13 protein-coding genes are annotated in these 13,171 nt (G+C 50.3%); 12 read left to right on the top strand and 1 reads right to left on the bottom strand.

Annotated features, from left to right (window positions below):
* The first annotated feature begins 60 nt into the window (after positions 1–60).
* The 11 genes from ftsH (at position 61) to yciH (ending at position 12,430) form a co-directional block, all read left to right on the top strand.
* A complete protein-coding gene (ftsH, locus tag HPC37_RS00895; RefSeq protein ID WP_208121374.1) occupies positions 61–1,980 on the top strand; it encodes an ATP-dependent zinc metalloprotease FtsH in 1,920 nt (639 codons plus the stop codon).
* A gap of 154 nt (positions 1,981–2,134) precedes the next feature.
* Positions 2,135–3,427 (top strand): serine--tRNA ligase, encoded by a 1,293-nt coding sequence (gene serS / locus HPC37_RS00890; protein WP_208121373.1) that lies wholly within the window; start codon positions 2,135–2,137, stop codon positions 3,425–3,427.
* Between the two features lie 81 nt (positions 3,428–3,508).
* The gene (locus tag HPC37_RS00885; protein WP_208121372.1) at positions 3,509–4,714 is read left to right on the top strand and encodes an MFS transporter; all 1,206 of its coding nucleotides are present in this window, start codon (positions 3,509–3,511) and stop codon (positions 4,712–4,714) included.
* A 116-nt stretch (positions 4,715–4,830) separates the two neighbouring features.
* Complete coding sequence (gene rlmKL, locus HPC37_RS00880; RefSeq protein ID WP_208121371.1) at positions 4,831–6,963, top strand: bifunctional 23S rRNA (guanine(2069)-N(7))-methyltransferase RlmK/23S rRNA (guanine(2445)-N(2))-methyltransferase RlmL; 2,133 nt, start codon at positions 4,831–4,833, stop codon at positions 6,961–6,963.
* 24 nt (positions 6,964–6,987) lie between these two features.
* A complete protein-coding gene (cmk, locus tag HPC37_RS00875) occupies positions 6,988–7,668 on the top strand; it encodes a (d)CMP kinase (protein ID WP_208121370.1) in 681 nt (226 codons plus the stop codon).
* 98 nt (positions 7,669–7,766) lie between these two features.
* Positions 7,767–9,434, top strand: a complete 1,668-nt coding sequence (gene rpsA / locus HPC37_RS00870) for a 30S ribosomal protein S1 (protein WP_208121369.1) — start codon at positions 7,767–7,769, stop codon at positions 9,432–9,434.
* 58 nt (positions 9,435–9,492) lie between these two features.
* A complete protein-coding gene (locus HPC37_RS00865) occupies positions 9,493–9,777 on the top strand; it encodes an integration host factor subunit beta (RefSeq protein WP_208121368.1) in 285 nt (94 codons plus the stop codon).
* Between the two features lie 134 nt (positions 9,778–9,911).
* The gene (locus tag HPC37_RS00860) at positions 9,912–10,202 is read left to right on the top strand and encodes a LapA family protein (RefSeq protein WP_208121367.1); all 291 of its coding nucleotides are present in this window, start codon (positions 9,912–9,914) and stop codon (positions 10,200–10,202) included.
* A 3-nt stretch (positions 10,203–10,205) separates the two neighbouring features.
* Positions 10,206–11,402, top strand: a complete 1,197-nt coding sequence (gene lapB / locus HPC37_RS00855; protein WP_208121366.1) for a lipopolysaccharide assembly protein LapB — start codon at positions 10,206–10,208, stop codon at positions 11,400–11,402.
* Positions 11,403–11,412: 10 nt separating this feature from the next.
* The gene (gene pyrF, locus HPC37_RS00850) at positions 11,413–12,120 is read left to right on the top strand and encodes an orotidine-5'-phosphate decarboxylase (RefSeq protein WP_208121365.1); all 708 of its coding nucleotides are present in this window, start codon (positions 11,413–11,415) and stop codon (positions 12,118–12,120) included.
* Positions 12,113–12,430, top strand: a complete 318-nt coding sequence (gene yciH / locus HPC37_RS00845) for a stress response translation initiation inhibitor YciH (RefSeq protein ID WP_208121364.1) — start codon at positions 12,113–12,115, stop codon at positions 12,428–12,430. The genes pyrF and yciH overlap by 8 nt, the downstream gene beginning before the upstream one ends.
* Before the next feature lie 39 nt (positions 12,431–12,469).
* On the opposite strand, the gene HPC37_RS00840 is transcribed toward yciH, so the two are convergent.
* Complete coding sequence (locus HPC37_RS00840) at positions 12,470–12,814, bottom strand: SirB2 family protein (protein WP_208121363.1); 345 nt, start codon at positions 12,812–12,814, stop codon at positions 12,470–12,472.
* Positions 12,815–12,967: 153 nt separating this feature from the next.
* Between HPC37_RS00840 and HPC37_RS00835 the strand changes: the two genes are divergently transcribed.
* On the top strand, positions 12,968–13,171 hold a 204-nt coding region (locus HPC37_RS00835), incomplete at its 3' end, for a YgjV family protein (protein WP_208121362.1).

The raw sequence follows: 13,171 nt of genomic DNA, 5'->3' as shown, positions 1-13,171 counted from the left end.
ATCTATTGCCTTATTTTATCACTATGGGAAATCATAAGAGGTCGTAACTTGAAGAACGATATGATAAAAAATTTAGTGTTGTGGACAGTCATCGGCGTGATTTTGATGTCTGTTTTTCAAAGTTTCAGCTCGGATTCAGATGCGAGAAGCGGCGTTGACTATACGACCTTCATTTCTGATGTGGGCAAAAATCAAGTGCGTGAGGCGCGCTTTGATCAAAACGAAATTACCGTGACCAAAACCAATGGTGATAAATATCAAACAGTGATGCCGCTTTATGACGACAAGCTGCTCGATGATTTGATCAAAAAAGACATCAAAGTGCTCGGCACCCCGCCTGAAAAACGCGGCCTGCTGTCACAAATTTTGATCTCTTGGTTCCCAATGTTGCTGCTTATTGGTGTGTGGGTGTTCTTTATGCGCCAAATGCAAGGCGGTGGCGGCAAGGCGATGAGCTTTGGTAAAAGCCGCGCCAAAATGATGAGTGAAGATCAAAACAAAGTGCGGTTCACCGATGTGGCCGGCTGTGAAGAAGCGAAAGAAGAAGTGGCCGAGGTGGTTGACTTTTTGCGCGACCCAGGCAAATTCCAAAAACTCGGCGGTAAAATCCCGAAAGGCATTTTGATGGTCGGCCCACCAGGGACAGGTAAAACCTTGCTGGCAAAAGCCATCGCGGGTGAAGCCAAAGTGCCGTTTTTCACCATTTCAGGCTCTGATTTTGTGGAAATGTTCGTCGGTGTCGGTGCCTCGCGCGTGCGGGATATGTTCGAGCAGGCGAAGAAAAACGCGCCGTGTTTGATCTTTATTGATGAAATCGACGCCGTCGGCCGCCAACGTGGCGCAGGCCTGGGCGGTGGGCACGATGAACGTGAACAAACCCTAAACCAAATGCTGGTGGAAATGGACGGCTTTGAGGGCAACTCAGGTGTTATCGTGATCGCCGCGACCAACCGCCCAGACGTGCTGGACCCTGCATTGACTCGCCCAGGGCGTTTTGACCGCCAAGTCACAGTCGGCCTGCCGGATGTGCGTGGCCGTGAGCAAATTTTGAAAGTGCATATGCGCAAAGTGCCAGTGGCAGATGATGTCAACCCAATGGTAATTGCCCGTGGCACACCAGGCTATTCTGGTGCGGATTTGGCCAACTTGGTCAATGAAGCGGCATTGTTTGCTGCGCGCACCAACAAGCGCATCGTGACGATGCTGGAGTTTGAAAAAGCGAAAGATAAAATCAACATGGGGCCAGAGCGTCGCACCATGATGATGACCGACAAGCAAAAAGAGTCCACCGCCTACCACGAAGCGGGCCACGCGATTGTCGGCTACTTGGTGCCAGAGCATGACCCTGTGCACAAAGTGACCATCATCCCACGCGGGCGTGCGTTAGGTGTGACCTTCTTCTTACCAGAGGGCGATCAAATCAGCATTAGCCAAAAACAATTGGAAAGCAAACTCTCCACGTTGTATGCCGGGCGGATTGCAGAAGAGTTGATTTATGGCGAGGAAAATATTTCAACAGGGGCGTCAAACGACATTCAAGTGGCCACCAACATTGCGCGCAAAATGGTGACCGAATGGGGCTTTTCTGACAAGCTTGGCCCGGTGCTTTATGCCGAAGATGAAGGCGAGGTGTTCCTTGGCCGCTCAATGGCTAAAGCGAAACATATGTCGGATGAAACCGCGCATTTGATCGACGAAGAAGTGCGCGCGATTGTCAGCCGCAACTACCAGCGTTCGCGCCAGTTGCTCGAAGACAACATGGACATTTTGCACGCCATGAAAGATGCGTTGATCAAATATGAAACCATCGAGCTTGAGCAAATCAAGCAGTTGATGGCGCGTGAAGAAGTCAGCCCGCCAATGGGGTGGGAAGAGGTGAAAGGCAACGCGCCTGAGCCGTCGGACGAGGAGCCGAAATCTTTTGAAGAAGTGAAAGAAGACGAGCAACAAAAAGCCGAAGACGAGCAACCGAAAGACTAATTGACCGCACTTTTAAAAGCACCTTGCGAGGTGCTTTTTTATGCCTGAAAATAAAAAGGCAAAGTGCGGTTTTTTTGCTAGCGTGATCACAAAAATAGCGTTAAAATACGCCAATTTTGTGTGAAAGACACACCCTGATTCACAAGGCTAGTTTATGATCGATCCTAATCTTTTAAGAAGCAATCTGTCAGAGGTTGCAGAAAAACTCAAAATCCGTCGTAATTACACCTTAGACGTCAATCACTATTCTCAACTTGAAGATCAACGCAAAGCCCTGCAAGTGAAAACCGAAACCTTGCAAGCCGAGCGCAACACCCGCTCAAAAGCGGTTGGCGCGGCCAAAGCGCGCGGTGAAGACATTGCGCCATTGCTCGCTGAAGTTGATAAAATGGGCAACGAACTCAATGAGGCCAAGCAAGCCCTTGAGCAAGTGCAAGGGGAAATGCAAGAGATTGCCTTGAGCATCCCGAATTTGCCTGACGATGCAGTGCCTTTAGGCAAAGATGAAAACGACAACCAAGAAGTTTTGCGCTGGGGTGAGCCGAAACAGTTTGATTTTGAGGTGCGCGATCACGTCACCTTGGGTGAAATGGCACAAGGATTGGATTTCGCCACCGGTGCGAAACTTTCAGGCGCGCGCTTTGTGGTGATGCAAGGCCAAATTGCCAAGCTCCACCGTGCACTGGCCCAATTTATGCTTGATTTACATACCGAGCAACACGGCTATCAAGAAACTTACGTGCCCTATCTCGTCAATCACGAAACTCTTTACGGCACCGGCCAGCTGCCAAAATTTGGTGAAGATTTATTCCACACCAAGCCGCTGGAAGGCGAGCAGCCTTATGCACTCATCCCAACCGCAGAAGTGCCCGTAACTAACATTGTGCGTGGTGAGATTTTAGATGAAGACGCCTTGCCAATCAAAATGACCGCGCACACGCCGTGCTTCCGCTCTGAGGCGGGCTCTTATGGCCGTGACACGCGCGGGCTGATTCGTATGCACCAGTTTGACAAAGTGGAAATGGTGCAAATTGTCGCCCCTGAACACTCCATGCAAGCGCTTGAAGAGCTAACAGGGCACGCCGAAAAAGTGTTGCAATTGCTCGAATTGCCGTATCGCAAAGTGCTGCTGTGCACGGGTGATATGGGCTTTGGCTCATGCAAAACCTATGATTTGGAAGTGTGGCTGCCGGCGCAAAATACCTATCGTGAAATATCATCCTGCTCGAATATGTGGGATTTCCAAGCGCGACGCATGCAAGCGCGCTATCGCGTTAAAGGCGAGAAAAAGCCACGCTTGGTTCACACCCTCAACGGCTCGGGCTTAGCCGTGGGGCGGACGTTGGTGGCGGTGATGGAAAATTACCAACAGGCCGACGGCTCCATTGTCATTCCTAAGGTGTTGCGACCTTATATGAACGGCATTGATATTATCGGTGATCATTAATTTTTAAAATCCCTTTTTCATAAAGGGATTTTTTTTGGCTTGAAAACACTGAAACAACAGAAACAACAGGAGAAACAGCAAATGCAAAAAGTAGATCGTTATGGCATCAAAGCGGTGGTGGGTTCCGCCGTGGGGTATGCAATGGACGGCTTTGATTTATTAATTCTCGGCTTTATGCTCTCCGCCATTGGCGCAGACTTAGCCTTAACCAAAGCGCAGCTCGGCTCATTGGTGACCTGGACACTGGTGGGCGCGGTGGCCGGTGGCATTATTTTCGGTGCCTTGAGTGACCGCTTCGGGCGGGTGCGCGTGCTGACCTGGACGATTGTGTTGTTTGCCGTGTTCACAGGCCTGTGTGCCTTAGCGCAAGGTTATTGGGATTTATTGATTTATCGTACCATCGCGGGCATCGGCCTGGGTGGTGAGTTTGGCATCGGTATGGCGTTGGCGGCAGAGGCGTGGCCTGCACGCCATCGTGCGCGCGCCTCCAGCTATGTCGCACTCGGCTGGCAGCTTGGCGTGCTGGCGGCGGCGTTGCTCACCCCATTATTGCTGCCCGTCATTGGCTGGCGCGGCATGTTCTTGGTGGGCATTCTGCCAGCATTTGTGGCGTGGTATTTGCGCTCAAAATTGCATGAGCCTGAAGTGTTTCAAGCCAAGCAACAGCAGCCTCGCCAATCTAAGCTGGAATCTTTCCGCTTGCTGGTGAAAGACCGCCAAACCACCAAAGTGAGTATTGGCATTTGGATTTTGTGCTCGGTGCAAAATTTTGGTTACTACGGCATTATGATTTGGATGCCAAGCTTTTTGTCAAAACAACTCGGCTTCACCTTGGCCAAATCAGGCGTGTGGACGGCCATGAGCGTGCTTGGCATGATGTTCGGCATTTGGGTGTTCGGACAATTGGCGGACCGTATTGGGCGCAAACCAAGCTTTATCTTATTCCAAATTGGCGCTGCGATTGCGGTGATTGCCTACTCCCAACTCACCACGCCAGAATCCATGCTAATCGCCGGCGTGATCATGGGCATTTTTGTCAACGGCATGCTCGGCGGCTACGGCGCGCTGATGTCTGAGGCTTATCCAACCGAAGCCCGCGCCACCGCGCAAAATGTGCTGTTCAACCTCGGCCGCGCGGTCGGTGGCTTTGGCCCGATTGTGGTGGGCGCGATTGTCTCTGCCTACTCCTTCCAAGTGGCGATTGCCTTGCTGGCTGCCATCTACATTGTGGATTTGATCGCGACCGTCTTTTTAATCCCAGAGCTCAAAGGCAAAGCGCTCAGTTAACCCAACCGCACTTTGAGCTAAGCGCAGCAACCGCTGCGCTTTTTCTTTTCACTGCGCTGCTTTTTCTGTTGTTCATCTGTTATAATCACTCAATGACTATTTGTTGAAAGGTTGTTATGAGAGCACTGTTTGCCACCACCGCGCGTGGCTTTGAAGAATTACTGAAATCCGAGCTCACCGCACTTGGCGCCCACAACGCGCGCGTGGCGCAAGGCGGCGTGCATTATCAAGCCGATGATGAAACGCTCTACCGCACGTTGCTTGGCTCGCGCTTGGCGTCACGCATTTTGCTGCCGCTTGTCACCGGCAAGGTGTACAGCGACATGGATTTGTATGCCTTGGTCAGCCAGTTTGACTGGGCAAAGGTGTTCGACAGCCGTTGCACTTTTTTGGTGGACTTCAACGGCACCAATCAGGAAATTCGCCACAGCCAATTTGGCGCGATGCGCGTGAAAGACGGCATTGTCGATCATTTTGAGCGCAAAGGGGAGCCCCGCCCAAATGTAGACAAAGACTACCCCGACATTCGCCTGCACGCCTACCTCAACCGTGATGAGGTGATTCTCTCGCTTGACCTCAGCGGCGAGGCGCTGCATTTGCGCGGTTATCGCCAAGAAAGCGGCCAAGCCCCACTGCGAGAAACGTTAGCCGCTGCGATTATTCTGCGCTCAGGCTGGCAGCACGGCAGCGCGCTGGTGGATCCAATGTGCGGCTCGGGCACCTTGCTGATTGAAGCGGCGATGATGGAGGCCAACATTGCGCCAAATCTCAGCCGCCTGCACTGGGGCTTTGACCACTGGCGTGAGCATGATCAAGCCACCCTCCAACGCGTGCGCGCGGAGATGCAAAGTGCGGTCAAGCATGACGTGCAACCGCACTTTTATGGCTTTGATCTCGACCGCCGCGTGCTGACCAAAGCGCAGCACAATGCCGTGGCCGCGGGGGTGGGCAACCTCATCACCTTCCGCTTTGGCGATGTGGCCGCGCTCACCAACCCAAGCCCTGATTTGCGTGGCACGCTGGTGAGCAACCCGCCTTATGGTGAGCGCTTGGGCGCAACGCCGGCGCTGATTGCCCTTTATTCCGTGCTCGGCCAGCGGCTGAAAGCGGAATTTGCCGGCTGGAACGTATCACTTTTCAGTGGCGAGCCACAGCTGCTCGATTGCGTGCGCCTGCGCTCCCATCGCCAGTTTAAAGCCAAAAACGGCCCGCTCGATTGCGTGCAGAAAAACTACCAAATTGCTGAGCGTGTAGCAGACGCACCAAGTGTAGAAAAACCACAAAGTGCGGTTGAGGTGGCAGCAGATTTTGCCAACCGCTTGCAAAAAAACAGCAAAAAAATCGAAAAATGGGCCGCCCAGCAAGGGCTGGATGCTTATCGCTTGTATGACGCCGATTTGCCCGAATATAACCTCGCGGTCGACCGCTACGGCGATCACATCGTGGTGCAAGAGTATGCCGCGCCGAAAAATATTGACCCTGCCAAAGCCCGCCAGCGCCTGCTTGATGCCGTAACCGCCACCTTGCGTGTGACCGGCGTTGACACCAATAAACTGGTGCTCAAAGTGCGACAAAAACAAAAGGGGAAAAACCAATACGAAAAAATGGCCGAGAAGGGCGAGTATTTTTTTGTCACCGAATACGGCGCAAAATTGTGGGTCAACCTCACCGATTATTTGGATACCGGCCTGTTCTTAGACCACCGCCTGACGCGCAAAATGGTTGGTGAGATGGCCAAAGGCAAGGCATTTTTGAATTTGTTTGCCTACACCGGTTCAGCCACTGTACACGCCGTGCTCGGTGGTGCGAAAAGCACCACCACGGTGGATATGTCAAACACCTATCTCAACTGGGCAGAGCAGAATTTGAACCTCAACGGCTTTGAAGAAAGCCGCACGCATCAAATTATTCAAGCCGATTGCCTGCAATGGCTGGCACAATGCAAAGTGCGGTATGACTTGATTTTTGTCGACCCGCCAACCTTTTCAAACTCCAAGCGCATGCAAGACAGCTGGGATGTGCAGCGCGATCACATCCGCTTGTTCACGATGCTGAAAAATTGCCTGGCCGACGGCGGCACGATTATTTTTTCAAACAACAAGCGCGGCTTTAAAATGGACCACGCAGGCCTGGCGCAACTGGGGCTAAGTGCGGTTGACATCACAGCCAAAACCTTGCCGCTCGATTTTGAGCGCAATAAACAGATTCATAATTGTTGGCGCGTGCAAGCAGCCAGCCAACGCGATTAAAGTGCGGTTTAAAAGGAAGAACGTATGGAAAATATTGTTATTGCGATTGATGGCCCAAGTGGGGTAGGCAAGGGGACGTTGTGCCAGCGTTTGGCGCAGCATTTTAATTTTAATTTGCTCGACTCTGGCGCGATTTATCGCGTGCTGGGCGTGGCGGCGGTGAAACGCGGTGTGGCGCTTGATGATGAAGCCGCACTCAGCCAATTGGCCGCGGGGCTGGATTTGCAGTTTATTGCCACAGAAAGTGCGGTGCAGGTGTTGCTCGACGGCGGTGATGTTAGCCAAGAAATCCGCAGCGAAGCGGCAGGGATCAACGCCTCCAAGGTGGCGGCGCTGCCTAAAGTGCGGTCGGCCTTGTTACAGCGCCAGCGCGATTTCAGCACGCCGCGTGGCTTGATTGCCGACGGGCGCGATATGGGCACGGTGGTGTTCCCGAACGCGCAGATTAAAATTTTCTTAGATGCCAGCGCCCAAGTGCGCGCCCAGCGGCGGTATAACCAACTGCTCGGCAAAGGCGTGATGGCGGACTTTGAGGCGATTTTAAGCGACATTCAAGCGCGTGACGATCGTGACCGCAACCGTGCGGTGGCGCCGTTGAAACCCGCCCCAGATGCCTATTTTTTAGATACAAGTGAATTAAGTATTAGCCAAGTGCTTGAAAAAGCGTTACAATACATCGATCATAACCTTAATTTAAAGGTGTGATGGAAACAGGGTTTAATCATGGATGATTTAACCGATAGTTACAGCCCCATTTGAAAGGACTTCAAGTGGACGTTATTAATTAACTTTGAAGATTAAATATGACTGAATCTTTTGCTCAATTATTTGAAGAATCACTAAAAGAACTTGAAACCCGTCAAGGTTCTATCGTTAACGGTACTGTAGTTGCAATCCAAAAAGGATTTGTATTGGTTGACGCAGGTTTGAAATCTGAATCCGCTATTCCAGTTGAAGAATTCTTAAACGCGCAAGGCGAGCTCGATGTCCAAGTGGGCGACGAAGTGAAAGTAGCCCTTGATGCAGTAGAAGATGGCTTCGGCGAAACTAAACTTTCTCGCGAGAAAGCGGTTCGTCACGAATCTTGGATTGAATTAGAAAAAGCATACGAAGATCAAGCAACCGTTACCGGTGTAATCAACGGTAAAGTTAAAGGTGGCTTCACTGTTGAGTTAAATGGTGTTCGTGCTTTCTTACCAGGCTCTTTAGTTGATACTCGTCCAGTTCGCGACACTGCGCACTTGGAAGGTAAAGAATTAGAGTTCAAAGTGATCAAACTTGATCAAAAACGCAACAACGTTGTGGTTTCTCGTCGCGCTGTGATCGAAACTGAAAACAGCCAAGAACGTGAACAATTGCTTGAAAACCTTGCTGAAGACGCAACCGTGACCGGTGTAGTTAAAAACTTGACAGAATACGGCGCATTCGTTGATCTTGGCGGCGTGGATGGCTTGTTGCACATCACTGATATGGCTTGGAAACGTGTTAAACACCCAAGCGAAATCGTGAATGTGGGCGACGAAATCACTGTTAAAGTATTGAAATTCGACCGTGAGCGCACTCGCGTGTCTTTGGGCTTGAAACAATTAGGCCAAGACCCTTGGGTTGCGATCGCTGAAAATCACCCAGTTAATAGCAAATTGACTGGTAAAGTGACTAACTTGACTGACTACGGCTGCTTTGTTGAAATCTTAGACGGCGTTGAAGGTTTGGTTCACGTTTCTGAAATGGATTGGACCAACAAAAACATTCACCCATCTAAAGTCGTGAACGTAGGTGACGAAGTTGAAGTGATGGTATTAGAAATCGATGAAGACCGTCGTCGTATTTCTTTAGGTTTGAAACAATGCAAACCAAACCCATGGCAACAATTCGATGAAACCCACAAAAAAGGCGATCGCGTTGAAGGCAAAATCAAATCGATCACTGACTTTGGTATTTTCATCGGCTTGGAGGGCGGCATCGATGGCCTTGTTCACTTGTCTGACATTTCTTGGAATGTGCCAGGTGAAGAAGCTGTTCGCAACTACAAAAAAGGCGACGAAGTGGCCGCTGTTGTGTTGCAAGTCGACGCTGTTAAAGAGCGCATCTCTTTGGGTATCAAACAATTAGAAGATGATCCGTTCAACAACTTCATCGCAGCCAACAAAAAAGGCGCTATCGTGAAAGGTAAAGCCATTGAAGTTGACGCTAAAGGCGTGAAAGTTGAATTAGAAGGCGGTGCTGAAGGTTATGTTCGTGTAGCTGATCTTTCTCGTGACCGCATTGAAGACGCCACCAGCGTGGTGAACGTGGGCGACGAAGTGGAAGCGAAATACACTGGTGTTGACCGCAAATCACGTTTAGTTCACTTGTCTGTTCGTGCCAAAGACGAAGCGGAAGACAGCGCTGCAATTGCTAATGTGAATAAGCAAGAAGAAGCTATTCCAAACGCAATGGCAGAAGCGTTCAAAGCCGCGAAAAGCGAATAATCGAAACGTGTAACACGCAGGCGAGCACGGCTTGCCTGCTTTTATTGAGGGCATCGTTATGACAAAATCTGAACTTATTGAATGTTTGATTATGCAAAATCAAACTGTCCCTGTTAAAAGTGTAGAAAACGGCGTGAAAGCCATCCTTGAGTTGATGTCGCAAACATTGGATCAAGGTGGGCGCATTGAAGTACGCGGCTTTGGCAGCTTTTCATTGCACTACCGTCAACCGCGCTTGGGCCGCAACCCAAAAACAGGCGAGAAGGTCGATTTGGATGCGAAATATGTCCCTCATTTCAAAGCGGGCAAAGAGCTCAGAGAGCGTGTGAACGCAGCAAGATAACAAAAACGGTGTTGAATACACCGTTTTTTATTGCCCCACGTCGCATTTTGTGCGCTTGGCTGTGAAAATCTCTACAAGCGATTGCGAATTTTTGGCATAATAGTCAACAGTGTTTTTACTGTCTGGAGAGCAAGATGATTAAATTTTTCCTAGGGTTTGTGATTATTCTCGCCATTGTGATTGTGGCTGTCACCATTGGGGCAGACAACGATCAAGTCATCACATTTAACTACATCATCGCCAAATCCGAGTTGCAACTGTCATCTTTGGTGGCCATTTTATTTGGCCTGGGCTTGTTGCTTGGCTGGCTCATCAGCGCCTATTTTGTGTTGCGTTTGAAAATGAAAAACATGAGCCTCAACCGCCAAGTGAAACGCCAAGCACAGCAAATTTCTGAACTCAACGTGAGCCACAAGCCACAATAATCGATGCTGGAATTACTCTTCCTGCTGTTGCCCATCGCCGCACTTTATGGCTGGTATATGGGCTATCGCAGTGCGCGAAAAGGCCAAGATGACGTCCGTAACAAACTGTCGCAAGACTATGTCACTGGCGTCAATTTGCTTTTGTCTAACCAACAAGACAAAGCCGTCGGCCTTTTTTTGGATATGCTGCAAAAGCAAGAAGCCGAAAACGACATCGACAGCACCTCTCAATTTGAAGCCTCACTGACACTGGGCAACCTATTTCGCACCCGTGGTGAGGTGGACCGCGCCATTCGTATTCACCAAAGCCTGCTTGATGACCCCAACTTACTCGATGAACAAAAGCTGTTGGTGAAACAACAACTGGCCTTTGATTACGTCCGCGTGGGCTTTTTTGACCGCGCTGAAAACCTCTACATCAGCTTGATTGATGAGCCGGAATACGCCGAAAATGCCCTCAAAGAGCTGGCCAAAATCTATCAAAAAATGAAAGAGTGGAAAAAGGCCATCGATGTGGCAGAAAAGCGGCAGAAGGCCTTCCCAAAACACAATAACGTGGAGCTGGCGCACTATTATTGTGAATACATTGCCAGCCATGAGCTTGACGACAAAGAAAAAACCGCACTTTGGCAAAAAGCGCTGCAAGTATCGCCTAATTGTGTCCGTGCCAGCCTTGAGCTGGGTGTTAATGCCATGCGCGAGCATGATTACGCCCAAGCGATCAGCTATTTTGAACAGATTTTAGACCAAAACCCCGTGTTTATCAGCGAAGCACTGGTACACCTGCATTGGTGCTATCACCAGCGTAATGAATTAGACAATTTCGAGCTCTTTTTGATCAAAGCCCGCCAGGTGATTAAAAGTGGTCAGCTTGAGCTGGCACTGGCTGAAATTATCGAGAAAAAGAGCGGTGAGCAAGTGGCGCAAACCCACCTTTATGAGCAGCTGGCCCACATCCCAAGCATGGAAATCTTTCAGCGTTTGCTGCAATATGACTTGAATAATGTCGACACCGCCCGCGCGCAAAGCAGCCTGACCCGCTTGCAGCAAATTGTCAGCGACAAAATGGAAAAAAATTATCAATACCACTGTACTAATTGCGGTTATCACAGCCATCGTTTACTATGGAACTGCCCATCGTGTAACCAATGGGAAACCATAAAGCCAACCGACGGTATTTATCAAAAAATCAATCAATAAGGGGATTTCAATGGACAGCAAGGTGATTGTTGCACTCGACTACGAAAAAGAGAAAGACGCGTTGGCGTTGGTTGACCAAATCAACCCTGAAATTTGCCGCCTGAAAGTCGGCAAAGAGATGTTCACCACACTGGGCACGCAGTTTGTGAAACAACTGCACGCGCGTGGCTTTGATGTGTTTTTGGATTTGAAATTCCATGATATCCCCAACACAGTGGCACGTGCCGTGCGCTCTGCGGCTGATTTAGGGGTGTGGATGGTGGATTTGCACGCCAGCGGTGGCTTGCGCATGATGGAAACGGCCAAGCAAATCCTTGAGCCTTATGGCAAAGACGCGCCAAAAATCATCGCCGTGACCGTGCTCACCAGCATGGAAGATGCCGATTTGCTGCAAATTGGCCTCAACGCCTCACCAATGGAGCAGGTGATCCGCCTAGCGCGCCTGAGCCAACGCGCAGGCCTTGATGGCGTGGTGTGCTCACCGCAAGAAGTGGAAATTTTGCGCGCCAATTGCGGGCAGGATTTCACCCTCGTCACCCCAGGCATTCGCCCAGCCGGCGCCGATTTTGGTGACCAACGCCGCGTGATGACACCATCTGAAGCCATTCGCCAAGGCTCGGATTACCTCGTGGTTGGCCGCCCAATCACACAAGCCGCCAATCCGCTGGCCGTGCTTGAGCAAATCAACGCCGAAGTGAGCCAAGCACGCCATGGCTAACCCGCTGGTTTATTCCACTGAAACAGGGCGGGTGAAGGCGCAACCCGCCCAAGAAGCCGTGCCGCAAGGCGACGGCGTGGTGCGCATTGCCCGCCAAGTCAGTGGTCGCAAAGGCAAAGGCGTGAGTGTGATCACAGGCTTAGGGTTGGATAAAGCTGCGCTGGCCACACTGGCCAAAGAGCTGAAGAAAAAGTGCGGTTGCGGCGGCGCGGTGAAAGACTTCACCATTGAAATTCAAGGCGACAACCGCGAATTACTTAAACAACTGCTCGAACAAAAAGGCTGCACCGTTAAACTCGCTGGCGGCTAGAGAAATGAAAGGAAGCATCAACGCTTCCTTTTTTATTGTTTAATGAAAATAGGCAATGCCCATCACCGAGAGTAAACAGAGCAGTGCGGGGATGAAAAAGTGCGGTTTAGGGCCACGGCGGCTGAACGCTTTGGCTGCAAAAAAGATATAACCCAGCAGCAAGCCGAGCTTGATCCAAAGCCAGGTCATCAGTGGGTAGCCGAGATAGAGCAGCATGGCGCCAGTGAGTAGTAACAGCGTGTCCGCCACATGGGGTAGTACACGCAGTGCCAATCGCGCACGCCAATTCAGACCAGCATATTGCATCACACCGCGGATCACAAGCAAAGCCAACGCCACAAAGGCAAAAATCACGTGCCCCATCAGCACAGAATCAAAAGCCATAAAACACTCCAACAGAATAACAAAGGGGCGATTATAGCACGCATTTTGCGCAATCAGAATCCACGATTGCTGAATATTCACGCAATCCTACTTTATTCTCAAAAACGTTTTTGATAACCTAACTTTTTCTTTATAACAAGGATAATAATAACAATGGACATTAATTTTATTGAAATCTTAGGTTATATCGCAACCGCTTTTGTCGCGGGCTCGTTTTTGTTGAGCAAAATGATGGCCCTGCGCGTGGTCAACTCTATCGGCGCTATTTTATACATTATCTACGGCGCGTTGATTGGCTCGGTGCCCGTGATGCTGCTTAACTTGTTTGTCACCGCGGTGAACTTCTACCAAATTTAT

The sequence above is a fragment of the Spirabiliibacterium mucosae genome (assembly GCF_014884965.1).
GTDB classification, from domain to species: Bacteria; Pseudomonadota; Gammaproteobacteria; order Enterobacterales; family Pasteurellaceae; genus Spirabiliibacterium; species Spirabiliibacterium mucosae.
This window is presented reverse-complemented; position numbering and strand designations above follow the sequence as displayed.